Here is a 20,883-nt window from a genome sequence, read left to right on the forward strand (position 1 = left end):
GGTCAAAATGGAATCTAACGGTCCATGATGAGTTTACCGCGGTGCCATAAAGGGTGATCTTCTCTGGATTCCCGCCTACGCGGGAATGACGATTCAGGTGGGTATCAGTTTTATGGTTGGCACTACGGGTGATCTTCCCGGCATAAAATACGAGCCTGGAGTCTGGGCGAAGGAAATAGTCCTCTGTTTGCCGCCGCATTACTCCCACAGGTGGGCGTCGCGGATCGCCAGTTTGCCCCAGATGCGGGCGGCAAGTTCTTCCGGGGTGCTGGCAAAGCGGGGCGAAATCTCAATCGGGTGGCTCGACAACCCTTGTTCGGTGCGTTCCACATCCAGGCCGACAGACTCGCACCAGCGGGCAAACAGTTCAATCATCCCACGTTGACAGGTTTCAGGGGTGTCGGTGCCTTCCAGGTTCTTTACCGGTGCAAACTCATCGGCACGTGGGGTTTCCAACAGCACCCACCGTTCTGCCAGTGGGAGGCTGTCAAAAATGAATTTTTCAAATTTCAGTGCGTTTTCTGTGGTGGGCTCAATTTTAACCCCATGTTCATCGATGTAAGGCACCTTTTTGTGGGCGATGTGGTACGGCAGGCCCGTCCCGCTGATCTCAGACAGAAATTTCAATTCGAACATATGAATCGCCGGATTGCCGAAACGATACACCAATTCGCCCGTGTTGGTGATTTCCGCGGCTTTCTTTTCGGGAAGGTCAGAATACTCCACGATGCCGCATTTGCCAGCGATGGTGGCAAAAACACCCATTTTTTCCTTGGGATATGCTTTGGCAACTGCTTTGGACGAAACCTGTGACCGCTGTTCGATGTGCAGACCAACAAAACCTGGTTCCAGCACCTGCACCAGCGGATTATCCACCTGAAAATAGAAGAGATGCTCAACGCCCAGTTCAGTCAGGCGGTCGATCATCCCATCTTCAATCAGTGCACTGATGGTGCCACCGTGCCCGTTGGGGCTGGTAAACAGCACCCCGGGTGCCTCCAAAAGCAATTTTCCTGTCGTGCGATCAACTGCAGGCATCGTTCCTTGCTGGATCAGAAATACCCACTTCGGATCGAGGCCAAAGTAGTGGTTTTCCTGCAAATAAATGAGAGTTTCTTCATGGGTTGCGGGCGAAGTCAGCAGAATCAGTGGGATTTTTCGACCGTAGCGTAACCCGCACGCCAATACCTTTTCGGCATGGATCTGAAAAAGCGTTTTTTGCGAAATCGGCCCAATGGGGTACATTCCCTTTGGTTTGGGGAAGCCAAGGCGGCTCCCCTGTCCACCTGCAACCAGCAAGACGGCGAACTTGCCATCTGCAATTGCCTGGTGACCGAGATCCCGATGAATTGCCGTAACTTCCTGCTGGGCCAGCACTTGAATCGGGGCAATCGAATGTTCATCAAATGCGGCGTGGCTGGTTCTGCTGGATTGAAACAACTGGTCGATTTCTTCCAGATCGACCCCAGCCAGTTGCAGGATCAGGCGGTGCTGGGTATCGACCGTCAGAGCATCCCAGCCGTTCAGCAGATGTTCCTGGTGGTGTAATCGCAGGCGGTGTCGCAGGTCGGTAGGTATGGGATTCATCTGATTCTGCCTCAAAATCGAAAACGCAAGCCATCGTAGGCCATTGCCACCCCACCGGGCAGGCTGGCATTCACTGCATCATAGTCCAATTCGTGGGACATGTGGGTCAGATAGGCCTGACCCGGATTTAATCGCTCAATCACTTCCAGCGATTCATTCAGCCCCATGTGGGCAGGATGCGATTTATACCGCAGGGTGTCAATGATGAAAACATCCAGATCTTCCAGCAAGGGCCAACTGCGGCTGGGGAATTCATTGACGTCGGTACAATAGGCCATGTTGCCCACGCGATAGCCAAATACATGAAAAGTGTGGTGCTGCAACGGGATGGGGGTAATTTTCTCACCCAGCACCTCAAACGGCTGTTCGTCAATCGTTCGGAACTCCAGGCGGGGTAAGTAGTTACGGTTGGCGTGGTCCCATTCAAACATGTAGGCGAACACCCGCCGAATTACCGCTTCTACTTCCTCGGTGCAATACACCGGGATCGGTTCTGTGTGGTATTTGCCCAGCACCCGCAAATCGTCCATCCCATAAAGATGATCCACATGGTAATGGGTGTAGAGCACTGCATCGACACGGCGAATCTCTTCCCGCAATAACTGTAAGCGCATTTCCGGGCCAGTATCGATCAGAATGTTCCCACGTGGGGTCTGAATCAGTCCGGAAGCTCGATATCGCTGATTTTTTGGGTTTTTGGAGCGGCATACCGTGCAGTCGCACCCCACTACGGGCACACCGGTCGAAGTTCCTGTGCCTAAAAATACAAACGTCCTGTCTTGTTCTGCCATGGAGTGTGTCCGAAAAGTCGAAGATTATTTTACGAAGCGGGAAAAATTGTGCCCACTACAACAGCGGAGGCTTGCAGATTGCCTTAATCGACCCCTGATGAACACCACTCAATGGGAATACGATGTAGGTGGTTAGTTGGTGAAGGAAATCGATCCGCTTTCCAAAGAAAAAAGAGCTATGAATACGATTCCCTGTCCCACCGAAGTGCGTACGTGGATCGATTGGATCGCCGCACAGAATACGCCTACGATGCTGTGGGGCAGTTGCTGACCGAAACCTAGAAAGATTTCTGTGGGCGACATCGTCGAGGAACACGATTATCTGTGGTATGAAAATGGATGCTGGAGGCATTCGCGAACAATGCGGGCACCTACACCTTCACCTGCGACGATCTGGGGCGAGTGAGCACCAATTCGGGGCTGTTTGGCAAGATCTTTACCTACAGCTAACCGTCATTCCCACGAAAGCGGGAATCCAGAGCAGAAAACTTGAATTAGTTACCACTACACTGCAGCCCACCTGCAACGTCATTCCCGCGAACGCGGGAATCCAGGGCAGAAAACTTGAAGCAGACTCAACAAGGATTGCAATTCCCTGCCTTCTCTGTTATCCTATAGTAGGCAGTTTTTCGCCACGGGGCCCACATATCGCATCCCACCATCTACTGGATTAAGCACCAGAGCAGGTCGCTGGCCACATTGGTGGATTTCGAATTCACCTATGATGGTGCCGATCGGGTGACATAGGAAAACCGTGGTAATTATGTCAAGAACTACGATTTGAGCATAATTAGTTTTCGAGGATCAATCAATGTTGAATAATCTAATATTTTTGCCAGCAGCATTATTGATATTTTTTTTATGTTCGTGCAATACCATTTCTTCCAAGGTTACTTACAAGAGTGAGAAACCATGTTTTAGTTCAACACAGGCTGAAAGGTTAAATTTGCTCGTCTTGAGATTCCAGCCTAGCACTGCAATTATCACAAGAGTGCAACCGGTCATTCGGGAGGGTTGGGTAACTGATTTAGCAAATTGGGGTGTAACAAGATGGGTCTTTCTGCGATATCAGGGGTTCTAACAACCAAACATCGCAGGAGACCCAATAATGATTATCCCAGACACATCTTCTTCAATCAACCCCAACTTCCTGTTTGGCCTATTTGATCGACTCGCCTCAGAAGTCAATCGTGCTGTACAGGAATGCATGCCGATTCGTGATTTCGAGCAACATGTTCAACAATCGGTTGCTCAAATTGGCGCTTCAGCAATCTCGTTGTACCTGGAAATGCTTGGCGATGGCGACTTGGGAGATAAGATCCAGACAGAAACTGGTGAAGTGCTTCATCGCAGCGAAGAACCCCGACAACGGTCCATCCGAACGATCTTTGGTGAGCATCAGTTTGAGCAGTATGTTTATGGCGTTGATCTTGGCCGCAAGATTGATTTGTATCCTGTGGATGTCATGATTCAGATGCCAGCCAACACATATTCGCCGTGGTTTCGCGAGGTAATGCATTATCTCAGTACAAAGATGTCGTATCAGGAATCATCAGATGTGATTTCTTTGTTGTATCTGCAAAAGAGTCCGGTCGATACTCTGGAACGAAATATCCACAATCTGAGTGAATCTGCAGAACAGTTTCTGAATGAGATCCCAATTCCTGCACCAACAGCAGAGGGAAAGATTCTGGTGATGAGTGCCGATGCCAAAGGAGTTCCCATGGTTCGCAAGACGAAGGCGATTCCAGCGTTTGATCAACGGTATTTTCCTGGTAATCGGCGTATGGCGACGCTGGCGACCGTATATTCCGTGAATGAATATTTTCGAACGGCTGAAGAGATTATCGCAGCGTTATTTCGAGAAAACTCGAATCGTGAGGAGAAACGTCCCGAACCGGTGGGCAAAGTAGTTGCGGGATTTTTGTCGCAATGTGATGCGGAGGGTGCTGATCAGAGGCACGCACCACGCGATGGTGTGGGCAGCAGAACAGGTCGAACGTCGCCACCAATCAGGTCAGCCTTTGGTACGGCTGATGGATGGTCAGACCAGTTTGTGGGAAGCATCTGATGTCAATTTCGATTCATACGAAACAATTGATATCCTGGATATCATTCATGTTGCCAGTTATGTGTGGGATGCGGCAAAAGTGTTTGAGTCTCACCGTGAACATCAGGAAGCGTTTGCTCGAGACCGCCTATTGAGAATCCTGAAGGGAGATGTGAAAAGTGTGGTTTCGGGAATCCGTCAGAAAGCGACAAAAAGCGAATTGAAAGCAGAAAAGTTAAAGAAGATTAATCAGGTTTGCAACTACTTTGAAAAGAACTACCACCGGATGAGATATGACAGCTATTTGCAGCAGGGGCTGCCGATTGCAACCGGGGTGATTGAAGGGGCTTGTCGGCACCTGGTGATGGATCGAATGTGCCGCACGGGAATGCGCTGGAAAACGAAAGGGGCCCAGGCAATGCTACACGCCAGAGCAATTGATCTGGCAGGTCGAACTAGAGATTTTCATATTTACCTGGCTAACCAGGAATACCAAAGAACAGACAGGTTCCGCAAACAGCTCAATCTGTCCCACTTATTACCCTTGCCCGGATGACCGGTTGCACTCTTATCACAATTGGGAGACTAGGAAAATTTGAAATTCTTGACTGTTGGGTTGAGCAGCCAGCCACAAAGAGATTTGCCAATGTGTCAGGCGGGCCTGATATTGCCGTGAAAGTAATTGAACTGCAGCCCAAGGATTCTTTACGATTTGTAATTCGATACAAAAAAAATGACTCATCAACTATTGATGAAATATACCTATACCCTAGCCAGGATCTTGTTGCCCCACACCCAGAAGTCCCTTCGTTTGTTCAGCACGAATACGGGTTACAGTCTAATACTTCAACTATTGTTTGTGACCACTCTTTAACGATTAGTCGTATAAGACTTCTAGATTCAAATGAACTGAATTCTGTTGAAGTAAGCTTTCGTGAAGACCCGCTTTATTTTGATTTTCCCGAATTTATCAGTGTCCATTTTAAGGCAGTAAAGTGAAATGTGCTATTCATACTTTGTGATTTTCTTGCTTCTACAACATATTGTTGACACAAAAGTTAAGCCCGGCGATGTATGCCAAGTCAAAATCTTTAAGAATGTTTGTATTGCATTTTGCTACATTCCACAAGGTGAATTGCAGTTAGGCTCAAGTGACGAAGAGATATCAAAACTATCCCAATTTCTCAAAAAGAAAAATATCACACCAGATCATTTGTTTTCTGAAGCTAATCGCACACGAGGAAAATACACTAGCAATGGCTACTGGCTAGCAATGAATGAATTATCAATTGCTGATTGGAAGCAAGTAATGACTGATGATAATTATGAGAGAAAATTGCCGACTGATGAACCTTCAAAATACCCTATTACTGGAATAACTTATGCCAGCATACAAAGATTTCTGAAAAAATGCGATCCACCCGCAGGATTCGTGCTACGCCTTCCAACTGAGGATGAATGGGAATATGCATATTTTGGCTTGCAAAAAAAGCGACCGTATTATTGGGGCAGCGAATTAACTGGCAAAGAAGCCAATTGTTTCGGTAATTCATTTGACGGAGATGAGTGCAACCGGTCATTCGGGAGGGTTGGGTAACTGATTTAGCAAATTGGGGTGTAAAAAGATGGGTCTTTCTGCGATATCAGGGGTTCTGACAACCAAACATCGCAGGAGACCCAATAATGATTATCCCAGACACATCTTCTTCAATCAACCCCAACTTCCTGTTTGGCCTATTTGATCGACTCGCATCAGAAGTCAATCGTGCTGTACAGGAATGCATGCCGATTCGTGATTTCGAGCAACATGTTCAACAATCGGTTGCTCAAATTGGTGCTTCAGCAATCTCGTTGTACCTGGAAATGCTTGGCGATGGCGACGTGGGAGAAAAGATCCAGACAGAAACAGGTGAAGTGCTTCATCGCAGCGAAGAACCCCGACAACGGGAGTGCAACCGGTCATTCGGGAGGGTTGGGTAACTGATTTAGCAAATTGGGGTGTAACAAGATGGGTCTTTCTGCGATATCAGGGGTTCTAACAACCAAACATCGCAGGAGACCCAATAATGATTATCCCAGACACATCTTCTTCAATCAACCCCAACTTCCTGTTTGGCCTATTTGATCGACTCGCCTCAGAAGTCAATCGTGCTGTACAGGAATGCATGCCGATTCGTGATTTCGAGCAACATGTTCAACAATCGGTTGCTCAAATTGGCGCTTCAGCAATCTCGTTGTACCTGGAAATGCTTGGCGATGGCGACTTGGGAGATAAGATCCAGACAGAAACTGGTGAAGTGCTTCATCGCAGCGAAGAACCCCGACAACGGTCCATCCGAACGATCTTTGGTGAGCATCAGTTTGAGCAGTATGTTTATGGCGTTGATCTTGGCCGCAAGATTGATTTGTATCCTGTGGATGTCATGATTCAGATGCCAGCCAACACATATTCGCCGTGGTTTCGCGAGGTAATGCATTATCTCAGTACAAAGATGTCGTATCAGGAATCATCAGATGTGATTTCTTTGTTGTATCTGCAAAAGAGTCCGGTCGATACTCTGGAACGAAATATCCACAATCTGAGTGAATCTGCAGAACAGTTTCTGAATGAGATCCCAATTCCTGCACCAACAGCAGAGGGAAAGATTCTGGTGATGAGTGCCGATGCCAAAGGAGTTCCCATGGTTCGCAAGACGAAGGCGATTCCAGCGTTTGATCAACGGTATTTTCCTGGTAATCGGCGTATGGCGACGCTGGCGACCGTATATTCCGTGAATGAATATTTTCGAACGGCTGAAGAGATTATCGCAGCGTTATTTCGAGAAAACTCGAATCGTGAGGAGAAACGTCCCGAACCGGTGGGCAAAGTAGTTGCGGGATTTTTGTCGCAATGTGATGCGGAGGGGTGCTGATCAGAGGCACGCACCACGCGATGGTGTGGGCAGCAGAACAGGTCGAACGTCGCCACCAATCAGGTCAGCCTTTGGTACGGCTGATGGATGGTCAGACCAGTTTGTGGGAAGCATCTGATGTCAATTTCGATTCATACGAAACAATTGATATCCTGGATATCATTCATGTTGCCAGTTATGTGTGGGATGCGGCAAAAGTGTTTGAGTCTCACCGTGAACATCAGGAAGCGTTTGCTCGAGACCGCCTATTGAGAATCCTGAAGGGAGATGTGAAAAGTGTGGTTTCGGGAATCCGTCAGAAAGCGACAAAAAGCGAATTGAAAGCAGAAAAGTTAAAGAAGATTAATCAGGTTTGCAACTACTTTGAAAAGAACTACCACCGGATGAGATATGACAGCTATTTGCAGCAGGGGCTGCCGATTGCAACCGGGGTGATTGAAGGGGCTTGTCGGCACCTGGTGATGGATCGAATGTGCCGCACGGGAATGCGGCTGGAAAACGAAAGGGGCCCAGGCAATGCTACACGCCAGAGCAATTGATCTGGCAGGTCGAACTAGAGATTTTCATATTTACCTGGCTAACCAGGAATACCAAAGAACAGACAGGTTCCGCAAACAGCTCAATCTGTCCCACTTATTACCCTTGCCCGGATGACCGGTTGCACTCCGACAACGGTCCATCCGAACGATCTTTGGTGAGCATCGGTTTGAGCAGTATGTTTATGGCGTCGATCTTGGCCGCAAGATTGATTTGTATCCTGTGGATGTCATGATTCAGATGCCAGCAAACACATATTCTCCGTGGTTTCGCGAGGTCATGCATTATCTCAGCACAAAGATGTCGTATCAGGAATCATCAGATGTGATTTCTTTGTTGTATCTGCAAAAGAGTCCGGTCGATACTCTGGAACGAAATATCCACAATCTGAGTGAATCTGCAGAACAGTTTCTGAATGAGATCCCAATTCCTGCACCAACAGCAGAGGGAAAGATTCTGGTGGTGAGTGCCGATGCCAAAGGAGTCCCCATGGTTCGCAAGACGAAGGCGATTCCAGCGTTTGATCAACGGTATTTTCCTGGTAATCGGCGTATGGCGACGCTGGCGACCGTATATTCCGTGAATGAATATTTTCGAACGGCTGAAGAGATTGTCGCAGCGTTATTTCGAGAAAACTCGAATCGTGAGGAGAAACGCCCCGAACCGGTGGGCAAAGTGGTTGCGGGATTTTTGTCGCAATGTGATGCGGAGGGGGTGCTGATCAGAGGCACGCACCACGCGATGGTGTGGGCAGCAGAACAGGTCGAACGTCGCCACCAATCAGGTCAGCCTTTGGTACGGCTGATGGATGGTCAGACCAGTTTGTGGGAAGCATCTGATGTCAATTTCGATTCATACGAAACAATTGATATCCTGGATATCATTCATGTTGCCAGTTATGTGTGGGATGCGGCAAAAGTGTTTGAGTCTCACCGTGAACATCAGGAAGCGTTTGCTCGAGACCGCCTATTGAGAATCCTGAAGGGAGATGTGAAAAGTGTGGTTTCGGGAATCCGTCAGAAAGCGACAAAAAGCGAATTGAAAGCAGAAAAGTTAAAGAAGATTAATCAGGTTTGCAACTACTTTGAAAAGAACTACCACCGGATGAGATATGACAGCTATTTGCAGCAAGGGCTGCCGATTGCAACTGGGGTGATTGAAGGGGCTTGTCGGCACCTGGTGATGGATCGAATGTGCCGCACGGGAATGAGATGGAAAACGAAAGGGGCCCAGGCAATGCTACACGCCCGAGCAATTGATCTGGCAGGTCGAACCAGAGATTTTCATATTTACCTGGCTAACCAGGAATACCAAAGAACAGACAGGTTCCGCAAACAGCTCAATCTGTCCCACTTATTACCCTTGCCCGGATGACCGGTTGCACTCGACGGAGATAATGATAAAGGGACATTCTTAGGTAAAATTTCTAAAAGTGGAAATTATGCAAAAACTTTTCCGCATCCATGGAAATTATCTGATATGAGTGGCAATGTTTGGGAACTGACAGACTCCGTAGATTCAACAAACCCAAAAAAAAGAATCTGTAAAGGAGGCTGTTGGATATCTAGACCATGGAACTGCCGCGGCGCATCAAGACTAGCGACGGATGATTATCCTGAAACATATATTGGCTTTAGACTTGCATTGATTCCCAAACGATAAATTTTATGCTATTGCTTGGTTTCTGCTTTGTTGCTGTAAATAATTCTTATACAATCTGCCGACTAAAAAGAAAGCCCTTTTACACTTTGAAAAGACTGCAACCGGATATTCGGAAGGGTTGGGTAATGGATTGACCAAATTGGACTGTAATAAATGCATCTTTTCCGATATTCGGTTCTGACAACTAACATCGCAGGGAATGCAATAAGTAATCCGGGCAGCGTTAGTAGGTGGACAAACTTAGCAATAGATACTTTTTTCGGCGATTACTGGCCAGTAATGAAGCACCTCATTTTGCCAGTGCGGATAGCGGCTTGTGTGGGCACAAAGAGAAGCACAATCTGGCGAGACTACTGCTGGAGTTGGGTTGGCTGAGGCCAGTTGAATATCCCGCTGCACACTTCCTGCATCGTGTTCCGACCAATCTGTGCAAGGCCATTTCAAGTTCTCTGTACTGAATTCCCGCTTGCGCGGGAATGACGGTTGTTGCACAATAGAATTGATAAAACCGCGGCGAATGAAGTCGGCTCGCAAATGTTTCTTTCGAGGCCTGGGCAACTGTACCACGTGCGTTGTTGTCAGTGTTAGTCAGCCTTACGTTGGCATTCGGTACCTTCTGGAATCAGATCTCACAGGTTGCCCAACATCGGCAGTTTCATGCACTGTTATTCAACGTCATGCACTATTTCTCGCCGTAATTCAGTGGGACTTCACAAAAAGTCAGGGCGGCGAGGCCATTGGTACCCATTAGTAGTGTTTTCTGGCTCCAGGAGGCACTGTCCAGATACGTGATCTGTTTCGTAGTGCATTTTCCAGCTAATTTGAGTGCCAGGCGGTTTCCATTCACTTTGCCGGATAGAACAACGTCCTTTTGTCCATCCAGATAAAACTGGCCGATCAGTGCATCATCCCATGCCACTGGCTGGTCGAACTCCAGGATGATTTCCTGTTGATCGCTGCCAGAAACTGTCGCACGCTGCAAGTTGGGTGGGGTAATCGATTTTGTGGGTACCTTGCCATAGTGATCCCGTTCAATCAGTGGCACGATCAAACGTGCGAATTCGGCATAGCCTGCTGCTGGGAAGTGGCACCCACCCGGTGGGTTGATGCCCAGCGTCGACATGATGCTCATGCGGGAGAACGCGGTTGGCAGGTTTCGCTGTACTTCCCGCAGGCGATTATCGGAACCGTTGATGCCCATCGAGCACGATTTCGGCCAGATCTGGAACACATAGTAGTGCTGCACATTCGGGTAGTCCTGCTTCCAGGCAGCCGCCAGATCAATGAAGTACTGGCGGTATGTTTCCCAGCCATAGCCTCCGGTGGGGCCGTCTGCACCCTGGTCGTTCTCTCCCTGGTGCCAAATGATGCCACGGATACCATGGGTCAGTTTTGCCTGACGCACACGCCAAAGCAACCTTCCATAGATTGTGGACGCGTCTTCCGGTTCGGCAGCATTCCGCTGGTGTTGGTCAATACGCGTGCCACCGACGGCACCATTGATGAAACAAACTGGGATTTTGTGGGTTTCCACGAGTCGCCGACCAAGTTCCATCCCCCAGTAACCAATCTGGAACTTGCCGCCTTCGCGGCTGCGATGAATCGCGTTGCCCCACTGTGCAACTGACTGAGCATTCCCAGACATGGTGCCATAGGTGCGGATCCAGTCACTCTGAAAGTTCGGGTCTTCTTTCCCAAAATCGGTGGCTACTGCATTGGATTGACCGTTGATCAGAAAGGCATCCCCACAGAGCAGATTTCCTACCTGGTGCTGCACCGTTTCTTTGCCATTCTGTCGGTAGCCGAATTCAAGTCGATACTTGATCAAACCGGGCTTCAACTTCACCGCAAATGAATAAGTCTTATCTGCTTTTAATTGCTGGTTGGTGGTACTGAATGGCTTGTCATCGGCAAATACTTTCAGGAAGACTTCGTCGGCATTTTCCTTCAAGGTACCATTGTAAAACAATGTCCCCACATTTTTGTCGTCGCGGACGTAGAACTGTCCATCAACGGGCTTTTCATCCTGATCGGGTACGCGGTGCACCCACGCATCGGACGTGGGCTCTGTGACTGCAATTGTCACCGATTTTTCCGTGGGTTGACCCCCATTGTCGATCCTGGCAGTCACGGTCAACTTGCCGCTGTTCTGAGACCGTTTCAGAACCAGTTTATTACCCACAGCCTCATTGATGGTGGCAAGGTCACCGATGTGCCAGTGGTATGTTAATTTGTCCGCGCCGCTGGCTTTCATCGCCGCCAGATTGGTGATCCTTGGCACCAATTCAATGGGTGTCCGTCCATCCCAGCTTTGTGGTGCCTGCAACTCAAACTCTGGCTCTGGAATATCTTCGGTAATCTTGACGGGAACCTGTCGGCCACGCACTTCGCTGGGATAAACCGCCATGAAGCGGATAGTTGGGAATTTTTCACCAGTTGTGCGGCCTGCCTCAAAGGTATAGGAAAACCGATCAGTCGCAACAATCTTTTCCTTCCCACCGTGCGATACCGTCCAGTACACTTTCTGGGCACCTCCAGCCTTCGCCAGCAGGTTCACGCTGCTGCCTTCTTTCATGACCAGTTGCGACTGGGCGACATCGAAGGCATCCCCCGCCTGAACAATCGGTCCCACAAGCATTTGCAGCGGTTTCTGATTTTCGTATTGAAGTTTGATCCATGCTGATGATCGCACCACGTTGGAAATGCGCACTTCATCAATTTTGCCCACAAAGTTGTAATTGTTGTACCAGCCACCAATCCACAAACGTGCGGGATTTCGGATGTTCAGTGGGCCGGATTTGGCCATGTTGGTGTTATCCAGAACGCCATTCACATACAGGCGGGCGGTACCTTCTTCGTAGGTATGAACAACGTGCACCCATTCCGCCTTTGGAAGAATGGTTTTCCCCATCACATTGCCGCCGGAAAAATAACAATCCATGCGGATGTGTGGTGGGCTGTTGTACTGCATCACCACCTTGCCCTGGGCTTGTTCGTTGCCCCAGGCGATGATGTTGGCATTAGGCTTTTCAGCAAGGAACCATGCTTCCGTACTGTGGGAACCGGCACCAACGGGGTAGTTAGTAATTTTGTCGCCACAAAAAATGCCACGTTGGCCGGGAAAGTGCCTTGCACCTCCCACCACACCATCAGTTGCGGTGGTGCCTGTATCCTGCGATTGCAGTGTTCCTACGGTATCATGCACTGGGCCGTTCATGTGCCAGACACTGAGATAGCCATTGGATTCATTGAAAACTGCTTTGCCATCCGATTCCGACTTCGCTGTGGCATTGCCCCAGTGCACTTTGATTTCCTGCCGGGCGTTGCCACGGATCAGTGGGATTCGCACCCAAACGCTGGCGTTACCTTTGGCAGCGTCCCACTCTTCGATCTGATAGGCCAACGGCTTTCCTTGTGCAGTCGAAAAACGCACGTCTGATCCGTCCGGCTGTGCCTGCGAGAAATCAAAGAAATCTTTGTGGAGCCGCACCAGTAGCGGGAAGTTTGCTACAGATTCTTCAGCAGGCAGCCCCACCCCTTCTGGCGTGGTCAGAATGAACATCGACCCTGAATGCTTCCACTTTGGGTATTGAGCTGAAGCGGACTGGGGAATGACAGCAGCGAACAGTGCAATCAGGAAGGATAATTTCATGCACGCACTCAGTTGAAAAAGGAGATGCTTGTGTAACAGGATGCAGTATTTCATGATGTAATTCTCATTTTTTCAGCGGTTGCACGATAAAAGCCCCTACCAGAACTATATGAGTGCCGCGAAGGCGATTCACTTGCACGCACGTTTGAAAAGCAGTGCTGGTAACGCCACGCTCAGGGGTTGTTCAAAGCATGTGAACAACCGAAGCCGGCCAGAACAAAGCATGAAATTATTTCCATGCTATATTAATATATCCACGACCCATTATATTTTGACAATTTTTTTGTTGCCTGAAAGAGTTTTCTGGATAAGCATCTGCCATAAATGCTTATTTGGCATAAGCTTACGTCTGATAAAATTATTTTGTGAATTTTTCCAAAATCGATATCACCCCCACAATGGGAGAACTGATATGATAGTATACAGAAAGGCAATTGAGTTGCCGTTTCCTGGTGATGTAAGCCACCCAATTGAGCAAAGTCAGTCTTCACTTTAGACTGGGATCAGGATCGCACCTTCACCGTTTCGCAAAGTGATCTTGTTGACAATGGCTCCGCGGGTGCCGTCGGCGTTCAGAATCTGGTAGTTTCTCTTCAATTGGTGCGTTGTTGCAGTATTGTCTGCAGTGGTGCCAGTGCCCACTAACCGCGTGTAGGATAACGGCTTATAAAGAATGAGAGCATTATCATACGAGCGGGCGTACACACGATACTCCAAGGCAGTATTACTGGGATCGCCTCCAGTGGCATACGTAATCCAGTCGCTTTTCGGTTGTCCCACGTTATATTCCGCGGCAGGAATATAGTGCCGGGTCCAGGCACTGGAGGGCTCGTTACCACCATTTACCATCAACATCGTATCAGTGGGATCGGCCAGCAGATAATAATAGCTCAATGTCGCCAGTTGCATGCGTGGGTCGGTAATATCCCCACCGTTCGGGTGGGTGTCCAGAATCAGATACTGCCCTTGTTGCAATGCCGCCAGCCGATCACGAGTATTGGTTGCCAGATCCTCAAAGAAACTATGGTGGTGTTGCATCGGCCGAATTGCAAATTCATCCAGTCCGGAAACACCTTGCTGTAACTGTGGGATGGCATCCTGGCGGGCACCGGAGATATTGGTGACGACCAGTTTCGTACCCAGCCCACGTTGAATGGCACCCACGAGCAGACCGTAGTTTGCTGCATAGCCGTTGTAGTTTTCCACCACTGTAGTGGGGGTAATCTGCAGGCGACCAATCGAATTATCCAGGAAAATGCCGTCCGCATCCGGGTGGGCAGCCAGCATCCGCTGGTGGTAATCGACAGCCCACTGTGTGAACTCCGCACTGTCCGGCCGCGTGGCATAGCGTTGCTGGCCATAATAGGGGTAAAACAGCCTGCTTTCATATTCAAAACGTGCTTCAAAACCACTGCGGCGGTTGGCATATTCCGCATCGGTCAGGTAACCATCGCCATTGGAATCTGCCTGATAATCATACGCCGGTATCGTACCTGTTGTGCCTTGTCCGGCATTTACATAATCTCTGCCTGAAATGCGATTCGCTACAACGGGTGTTGATGTTTGCCCCACCATGCGAATGACGAACAGGTGCTGCGAACCATTGACGCTGCCCGCTTTCCAATCTGCTGGCGGATCGAATCGGAAAACGCCCCCACCAACGGAGGTGGGTTGCAAGGTTTTCCAGATCGGCTGACCGCTGGAGTTGAATCCGGCTGCGTATTCCCAACGTCCCGTCCAGGCCCCACCACCTGCGATTTCGAGGGTAATCTCGGCAAACTTTTCCGGGTAGCCAATCGCTAAGGTTTCCCCCACGGTGGGCAGGGCAACGGGGTTGGCCGAATTCGATCTCTGGGTCACATCCTGTACTGTCCCGTTACTGCGGGTCAGATTCATCGCCCAGAAACGGCTGACCGGAATGCTGGAAGGGCTGTTTCCTTGAAAAGCTACCGGTTGATTCACGTGGTAGAAGGCCGATTCACGATCCATCTGCTGGTCATCAGCATATTTCAGCCAGTCAGTCAGTAATTCCAGGTAGATATTCGACGCATTGGAATAAAGAATCTTCCCGGTGGTGGGGGCATCGTTTTCAAACTGTTGCAGAAAACGTGGATTCGGAATCACCAGATCGACACGGTTTTGTAACAGGTTTTGCTCGTATGCACCGTAAGACAGGGACGAATATGCCAGCATCGCCAGACGGATGTGCGACATTCGCTGGGGAAGATTGCCCGTTTCACCCCCACCTGTGGGTGCGGGAATCTGCCTTCTGGATGAAGTGATTATTGTTCCGCCGCCAAAAATACGGTACGCAGACTGTACAGGTGCAGGCTCTGGATCATTCTCTACTGGATTAGTAGGGGTAGTAGGCATTCTGCGAACGGAACCCGCGGTAATCCCACGGAGGGCAAAGGCTGCTGCTGCAGTGGAGAGTAATTCACGACTTTCTAATGTTTGGACATGCAAGCGAATATCAGAATTCATCACACTACCTGGAAGACTGGAAACAGGCTATTGTTTCGACGTCATTGCAGGTGGTTGTCGATGAAAGGTGGGGCTATTTGCCGGTGAACTTTTTGTAATGTTCAGCAACTTTGGCATATTCCGTATTACCGCTATGGATTAACAGGCCATAGCGCAGTTTCATGTGCCCACCTTTCGGCAATTTCACTAAGTCGGACTGTGTTTTGCGGTCAGGGAAGCCCGATTTGGTGCGTCCAAACGGATTGGCAGCCATCAATCCGTATTCACGGGTATGCCATACCGCCTGGTGGGGGTTTCTGGGATCATCGAAAATAGCCAAGCCCACTTCGCTGTCACCAACTTTGCCCACATAGTCATTCCAGTCGGCTTCGCGGCCCCAGATTTCCTTCTCATTTTTCTTGCCAAATGAGTTAAAAATGGCACCATTCCCACCTTTCACCCGCATTTCGTCGCGAATTCGCACGCCCATCGAACCTTCTTTGGTATCGCCAAATGTAATTGGATAGGTGCTGGCTTCCAGTTCGATGTAAAGCACCAGGAGCCGGCTTTCGCCCAGGTCAATCAGTTCAATGGTACGTTGTTCATCCAGAATTTTCACCCCATCTGCGGTCTGCCATTCATTAAAGGTGTCAATTCGCACAGAATTGCCTGAACTCTCTGGATTGCCCACTTTCACGCACTTCATTTTGCCGTGGCCAGGTGCCTCTGACCAGAAATCTACCCCAGTAACATGCTTGTCTGCTGATTTTACCTTCAGTTCCAGCCCTTCGGGAATCAGATCGCCGTGGCAGAACCAGGCCGATTTCTGGTGCACATGGTCAACCGTTTCTTTGGGAGCACCTTTTTTCATGGGCCAATCGCGGGTAACGGGCACCCCACCTGGAGCTAACAGTGGCCAGAAATACGGTTTGGCCACCTTCGGTCCAAAGTGGTACGTGGTGACCAGCTCTTTTCCAATGCGAAATTCGATCGTGTCTTCTGTTTTGGTCGCAGTCACTTCTGCAGAACGGGCCGCCAGCGGTGCACAAAGTAACGCCAGCAGGGCAAAATGCCCACCAAAGAGCGTGCGGGAAAGGGATTTCATGTACATTTCTCCAAATAAACAAGCACTATCTTCACCCGGTAGTGAATGAAAGTCAAGTTTGGAACATGGGAACTGAAAAACTTTGAATAACCTTCCGGTTGACAGCTTTTCGGGAATCAGGGACAATTGGCGGGAGTTTCACCCGCACCGAGTGAGCATCTCAGGAAGAGATGAGTTTGATGGACAGGCATGAAGCAATCGCGACCATCTCTTCACCCACCAGCCACCCGACTGCCAGATTACCCGCTGGACAGACGCAGCAACCACCCAATACGGAATTGGCAATTACTGTCTGCATTGTCAACTGGAACTGTGTCGCTTACCTGCGCGAATGCCTGCAATCACTTTTTCAACAGGATCAGGGTGTTCCTTTCGATGTCATTGTGGTGGATAACGCCTCCAGTGATGGTGCACCGGAAATGGTTGCACAGGACTTTCCACAAGTGACGCTGATCCGAAACTCGGCAAACGTGGGCTTTTCTAAGGCTAACAATCAGGCCGCCCGGATTGCGACAGGCCAGTACCTGTTTTTTCTGAATAACGATACAGTGGTGCCAGCAGGGGCATTGGCTGCCCTGTTCAAAATTGCCCAAAATCACCCCCAGGTGGGGATGTTTGGGCCGCAACTATATGATGTGAACGGCCACCTACAGATTTCGCACCGCCGGATGCCCACGGTGGCAGGCATGTTATATCGCACCTGTCTGTTTCGGTGGGTGCCTCGTTTTCGTCGGGACTATCTGGCCTATCGTTCTGAAGATTTCCGGCCGGACGAACAACGCACGGTCGAAGTGCTGTTAGGTGCGGCGGTTCTGGTCCCGCGTGCGGTCTACCACCAATGTGGTGGCTGGGACGAAGATTTTCCATTTGGCGTTGAAGATGTGGAATATTGTGCCCGAATTGGGAAAAAATTCTCATTAATGCACCTACCTTCCGTGCGAATCAAGCACTACGGGCGGGTGAGTTCCCGCAGGAACGTCGCCTTTAGTGCCCCCAGTCACCTCAAAGGGATCGTGCTCTATTTCCGCAAAACAGGTGTCTCGCCACGAAAGGTGCTGCTGTTCAAACTGGCACTGACGATGGACGCACCGATTACGTTGATGGCGAAACTGCTGCAGGCGGGCATCCGATTGTGCTTCAACAAACGCCAGAAAGCAAAGAAAAGCATCCTCGCCGCTTATGGCACATGGCGATTTTTAACCCACGACCTGCCCTCGTTCTGGCAGAAGTGAACCACAAATCAATCTGCAATTAGGAAGTGACGACTTCGTGTCGAAATTTCCCGCATTAGCAACAATGAAATGATACACTACATCAGTAATATTGCATTATTTCTAATTCGCAATATTGCAATATGGAAGTCGGATATGCCTAAAGTGGGGAAAATTCATTTGTGTGTACCTTGAATTCTACCACAGTGCCTTTCAGAATAGTTATTTCGTATTGATCAGTTTACGGTAACGGGACGGTTAGGGTCATGGCAGTACCGAAGAGACGCACGTCGCACGCAAAACAGGGGCATCGACGTAGCCACCACGCAGTGAAGCCCCGCCAGACGAATTATTGCAAGAAATGTAACGAACCAGTGCTCAGCCACCGTGTTTGCGACAATTGTGGCTGGTTTCAAGGCCGCGAAGTAGTTCAGTCCGAACAAGAAAAAACGGCGGAGTAGGCTTCCATGCGATTGGCCCTGGATGCGATGGGTGGGGATCATGCACCACAGCCCATTGTGGCTGGTGCATTAGAGGCATTGCATGCCAACCCGAACTTACACCTGACTTTGGTAGGCGATTCCGAGGCTATCGGCGAATTAGTGCCTTCCGATGCACCTGCTGAGCGTCTTCGAATCGTTCACACCACACAGGTTGTGGGCATGGCAGAATCGCCAGTCGATGCGATTCGTGGTAAACCCGACAGCTCAATTAGTGGCTGCTGGAAACTGCTTGCAGACAAAGAAGTTGACGGTGTGGTATCTGCGGGCAATACCGGCGCGATGGTAGCTGGTGGATTGCGATCACGTCGCTTTCTGCCGAATGTTCGTCGGCCAGGTATTTGTGCATTTATGCCCACCGCCAAGGGACTGTCACTTGTCGTAGATGTGGGTGCTAATGTTGCACCCAAGCCGAGTCACCTTTACCAGTATGGGGTGATGGGCCTGATTTTTGCCCGTCACTTTTTCAACAAACCAAATCCCACCGTGGGTCTGTTGAATATTGGCGAAGAAGCTGGCAAAGGGAATGAACTGACCCAGCGTGCCTATGTGCTGTTGAAAAACGGCTTGAAAGACCATTTTGTTGGTAATATTGAAGGTCGGGATGTCCATCAGGGCGTTTGTGATGTCATTGTCACCGACGGTTTTGTCGGCAATGTCATCCTGAAACTGTCGGAAGGTGTTCTCGACTTTCTGATGCATTCCATTGTGAAGCAAGTGATCGGTCCATTGCCCAACGACCAGGAATTTGCGATGAAAGCCCTCAAAAAATTGATCGCAGAATACGATTACACCAGCTTCGGTGGGGGCCCACTGCTTGGTGTCGATGGGGCGTGTGTCATTTGTCACGGCAGTTCGAAAGAAGTCGCCATTCGCAATGCGCTGGCATTTGGTGCCAAGTTTGTGGAAAGCAAAATTAATGAGAAAATTGTTCAGGAATTGGAGCAATTGCCCCAACCGAAGGACGATGAGTAACTCGCAATCCGAAACGAATTCGCTTAACTAATTATTTGTCAATAACTTGCGCTGATGCAGCATGGTGTTCGCTTACCGTGCGAACCCGCGAAACCTACATTTCAGGAACCAAACGATGAGCAATGTCGCGTTCCTTTTCCCTGGTCAAGGTGCCCAGTACCTTGGTATGGGCAAAAATCTGGTCGAAAGCCACCCGACAGCAAAACGATTATACGATCATGCGAATGAAATTTTGGGGTTCGATCTGTTAGACATCTGTCTGAACGGCCCCGAAGAACGTCTGCACGCCACAGATATCAGCCAGCCAGCCATTTTTGTGGCCAGCATTGCCGCACTGGAAGTGCTGAAAGAATCAGAACCGGACCTGTTGCCGCAAGTGACTGCTACAGCAGGACTTAGCCTCGGCGAATACACCGCCCTCGTTTTTGCAGGTGCGTTACAATTTGCCGATGCACTTCGCGTGGTTCAGGAACGTGGGCGTGCGATGCAGGCTGCTGCCAATGCCACTCCCAGTGGGATGGTCAGTGCGTTGATTATCGACCTGCCCAACCTGCAGGAAGTGGTGCAGGAAGCCAGTAGTGCCGGGCGAATCTGGATTGCCAACTACTTGTGTCCGGGCAATACCGTCCTCTCTGGCGAGCACGCCGCACTGGATGCTGCCTGCGAACTGATCACCGCACGTGGGGGGTCACCTAAAAAATTAAGTGTGGCTGGGGCTTTTCACACGGAATTAATGAAACCGGCAGATGATCAACTGGCCCAGGCGTTGTTGAATGTGACCATTTCCGCCCCCACCGTGCCTGTGTGGTCGAACGTGGATGCCCGCACCCACAGTGATCCGAATGAGATCCGTGATCTGCTTGTTCGCCAGGTACTTCAACCGGTACAGTGGGAACAATCGATGCGGGCAATGCTGGATGCTGGCGTGGAACGGTGCGTCGAAATTGGCCCAGGAAAAGTACTGGCAGGACTGCTCAAACGAATTAACCGAAAAATTGAGTGCAGAAGTTGTCCCGCGTGATCTACTTTTGGTGGTAAAGCCAATAGAATCAACTCTTTACATTTGCGGGATATATCATAGATTCTATCCATCACGTGGTACACCCGTGCGGATAATTGCTGGATAAGTTCTATCATTGACGCTGGCAGGGTGGGCTACCGCTACCCGCCTTTTGGAGGGAAAACGAGTGACTGTAGATCAAATCGAGCCGAAAGTGATCGAGATTGTTTGTGAACATCTCGCTGTGAATAAAGATCAGATCAAGCGGGAAACCAACTTCATTGAAGATATTGGTGCCGACTCGCTGGATATCGTGGAACTGGTCATGGAACTGGAAGAAGAGTTCAACATCCAGATTCCGGACGAGGAAGCGGAAAAGATCAAGACTGTGGGCGAAGCAATCGATTACATCGCACGCAACCGGGAGTCGAACTAACT

General features: G+C 49.6%; 18 protein-coding genes. 13 read left to right on the forward strand and 5 right to left on the reverse strand.

Features of this window, described 5'->3' with window-relative positions:
• Positions 1 to 198: 198 nt before the first annotated feature.
• The gene (locus R3B84_18810) at positions 199 to 1,587 is read right to left on the reverse strand and encodes a UDPGP type 1 family protein (GenBank protein ID MEZ6142616.1); all 1,389 of its coding nucleotides are present in this window, start codon (positions 1,585 to 1,587) and stop codon (positions 199 to 201) included.
• 11 nt (positions 1,588 to 1,598) lie between these two features.
• Positions 1,599 to 2,378 carry an MBL fold metallo-hydrolase gene (locus R3B84_18815; GenBank protein MEZ6142617.1) on the reverse strand — a complete coding sequence of 260 codons (780 nt, stop codon included), beginning with the start codon at positions 2,376 to 2,378 and terminating at the stop codon, positions 1,599 to 1,601.
• A 111-nt stretch (positions 2,379 to 2,489) separates the two neighbouring features.
• Between R3B84_18815 and R3B84_18820 the strand changes: the two genes are divergently transcribed.
• From R3B84_18820 to R3B84_18855, 8 genes are all read left to right on the forward strand, one after another.
• A complete protein-coding gene (locus tag R3B84_18820; GenBank protein ID MEZ6142618.1) occupies positions 2,490 to 2,660 on the forward strand; it encodes a hypothetical protein in 171 nt (56 codons plus the stop codon).
• Between the two features lie 826 nt (positions 2,661 to 3,486).
• Positions 3,487 to 4,449, forward strand: coding sequence for a hypothetical protein (locus R3B84_18825; GenBank protein MEZ6142619.1), 963 nt, complete (start codon positions 3,487 to 3,489; stop codon positions 4,447 to 4,449).
• Positions 4,415 to 4,984 (forward strand): hypothetical protein, encoded by a 570-nt coding sequence (locus R3B84_18830; GenBank protein MEZ6142620.1) that lies wholly within the window; start codon positions 4,415 to 4,417, stop codon positions 4,982 to 4,984. The genes R3B84_18825 and R3B84_18830 overlap by 35 nt, the downstream gene beginning before the upstream one ends.
• Before the next feature lie 471 nt (positions 4,985 to 5,455).
• Complete coding sequence (locus R3B84_18835) at positions 5,456 to 6,025, forward strand: SUMF1/EgtB/PvdO family nonheme iron enzyme (protein ID MEZ6142621.1); 570 nt, start codon at positions 5,456 to 5,458, stop codon at positions 6,023 to 6,025.
• 86 nt (positions 6,026 to 6,111) lie between these two features.
• A complete protein-coding gene (locus R3B84_18840; protein ID MEZ6142622.1) occupies positions 6,112 to 6,408 on the forward strand; it encodes a hypothetical protein in 297 nt (98 codons plus the stop codon).
• 86 nt (positions 6,409 to 6,494) lie between these two features.
• Entirely contained in the window at positions 6,495 to 7,340 is an 846-nt protein-coding gene (locus R3B84_18845) for a hypothetical protein (protein ID MEZ6142623.1), read from the forward strand.
• A complete protein-coding gene (locus R3B84_18850) occupies positions 7,334 to 7,879 on the forward strand; it encodes a hypothetical protein (protein ID MEZ6142624.1) in 546 nt (181 codons plus the stop codon). The genes R3B84_18845 and R3B84_18850 overlap by 7 nt, the downstream gene beginning before the upstream one ends.
• A 139-nt stretch (positions 7,880 to 8,018) precedes the next feature.
• Complete coding sequence (locus tag R3B84_18855; GenBank protein MEZ6142625.1) at positions 8,019 to 9,251, forward strand: ISKra4 family transposase; 1,233 nt, start codon at positions 8,019 to 8,021, stop codon at positions 9,249 to 9,251.
• A gap of 970 nt (positions 9,252 to 10,221) precedes the next feature.
• On the opposite strand, the gene R3B84_18860 is transcribed toward R3B84_18855, so the two are convergent.
• From R3B84_18860 to R3B84_18870, 3 genes are all read right to left on the reverse strand, one after another.
• Complete coding sequence (locus R3B84_18860) at positions 10,222 to 13,245, reverse strand: DUF2341 domain-containing protein (GenBank protein ID MEZ6142626.1); 3,024 nt, start codon at positions 13,243 to 13,245, stop codon at positions 10,222 to 10,224.
• A gap of 438 nt (positions 13,246 to 13,683) precedes the next feature.
• Entirely contained in the window at positions 13,684 to 15,675 is a 1,992-nt protein-coding gene (locus R3B84_18865; GenBank protein MEZ6142627.1) for a hypothetical protein, read from the reverse strand.
• Between the two features lie 73 nt (positions 15,676 to 15,748).
• Positions 15,749 to 16,759: a PmoA family protein gene (locus tag R3B84_18870; protein ID MEZ6142628.1), complete on the reverse strand. Its 1,011-nt coding sequence runs from the start codon at positions 16,757 to 16,759 to the stop codon at positions 15,749 to 15,751.
• A gap of 170 nt (positions 16,760 to 16,929) precedes the next feature.
• Here R3B84_18870 and R3B84_18875 point away from each other — a divergent pair, with 170 nt between their 5' ends.
• From R3B84_18875 to acpP, 5 genes are all read left to right on the forward strand, one after another.
• Complete coding sequence (locus R3B84_18875) at positions 16,930 to 17,991, forward strand: glycosyltransferase family 2 protein (GenBank protein MEZ6142629.1); 1,062 nt, start codon at positions 16,930 to 16,932, stop codon at positions 17,989 to 17,991.
• Positions 17,992 to 18,236: 245 nt separating this feature from the next.
• On the forward strand, positions 18,237 to 18,431 hold the full coding sequence (rpmF, locus tag R3B84_18880) for a 50S ribosomal protein L32 (protein MEZ6142630.1): 195 nt from the start codon (positions 18,237 to 18,239) through the stop codon (positions 18,429 to 18,431).
• 6 nt (positions 18,432 to 18,437) lie between these two features.
• Positions 18,438 to 19,445 (forward strand): phosphate acyltransferase PlsX, encoded by a 1,008-nt coding sequence (plsX, locus tag R3B84_18885; GenBank protein MEZ6142631.1) that lies wholly within the window; start codon positions 18,438 to 18,440, stop codon positions 19,443 to 19,445.
• 115 nt (positions 19,446 to 19,560) lie between these two features.
• Complete coding sequence (fabD, locus tag R3B84_18890) at positions 19,561 to 20,466, forward strand: ACP S-malonyltransferase (protein MEZ6142632.1); 906 nt, start codon at positions 19,561 to 19,563, stop codon at positions 20,464 to 20,466.
• Between the two features lie 166 nt (positions 20,467 to 20,632).
• The gene (gene acpP / locus R3B84_18895; protein MEZ6142633.1) at positions 20,633 to 20,881 is read left to right on the forward strand and encodes an acyl carrier protein; all 249 of its coding nucleotides are present in this window, start codon (positions 20,633 to 20,635) and stop codon (positions 20,879 to 20,881) included.
• Positions 20,882 to 20,883: the final 2 nt, after the last annotated feature.

This window comes from Zavarzinella sp. (genome assembly GCA_041399155.1).
In the GTDB taxonomy this organism is placed as follows: Bacteria; Planctomycetota; Planctomycetia; order Gemmatales; family Gemmataceae; genus JAWKTI01.

Coding starts and splice junctions, on each gene's coding strand:
- plsX (MEZ6142631.1), top strand. CDS start 18,438: ATGCGATTGGCCCTGGATGCGATGGGTGGGGATCATGCACCACAGCCC.
- R3B84_18825 (MEZ6142619.1), top strand. CDS start 3,487: ATGATTATCCCAGACACATCTTCTTCAATCAACCCCAACTTCCTGTTT.
- R3B84_18870 (MEZ6142628.1), bottom strand. CDS start 16,759: ATGAAATCCCTTTCCCGCACGCTCTTTGGTGGGCATTTTGCCCTGCTG.
- fabD (MEZ6142632.1), top strand. CDS start 19,561: ATGAGCAATGTCGCGTTCCTTTTCCCTGGTCAAGGTGCCCAGTACCTT.
- R3B84_18820 (MEZ6142618.1), top strand. CDS start 2,490: ATGGGAATACGATGTAGGTGGTTAGTTGGTGAAGGAAATCGATCCGCT.
- R3B84_18865 (MEZ6142627.1), bottom strand. CDS start 15,675: ATGAATTCTGATATTCGCTTGCATGTCCAAACATTAGAAAGTCGTGAA.
- R3B84_18875 (MEZ6142629.1), top strand. CDS start 16,930: ATGAGTTTGATGGACAGGCATGAAGCAATCGCGACCATCTCTTCACCC.
- R3B84_18845 (MEZ6142623.1), top strand. CDS start 6,495: ATGATTATCCCAGACACATCTTCTTCAATCAACCCCAACTTCCTGTTT.
- rpmF (MEZ6142630.1), top strand. CDS start 18,237: ATGGCAGTACCGAAGAGACGCACGTCGCACGCAAAACAGGGGCATCGA.
- R3B84_18830 (MEZ6142620.1), top strand. CDS start 4,415: ATGGATGGTCAGACCAGTTTGTGGGAAGCATCTGATGTCAATTTCGAT.
- R3B84_18810 (MEZ6142616.1), bottom strand. CDS start 1,587: ATGAATCCCATACCTACCGACCTGCGACACCGCCTGCGATTACACCAC.
- R3B84_18840 (MEZ6142622.1), top strand. CDS start 6,112: ATGATTATCCCAGACACATCTTCTTCAATCAACCCCAACTTCCTGTTT.
- R3B84_18860 (MEZ6142626.1), bottom strand. CDS start 13,245: ATGAAATACTGCATCCTGTTACACAAGCATCTCCTTTTTCAACTGAGT.
- R3B84_18815 (MEZ6142617.1), bottom strand. CDS start 2,378: ATGGCAGAACAAGACAGGACGTTTGTATTTTTAGGCACAGGAACTTCG.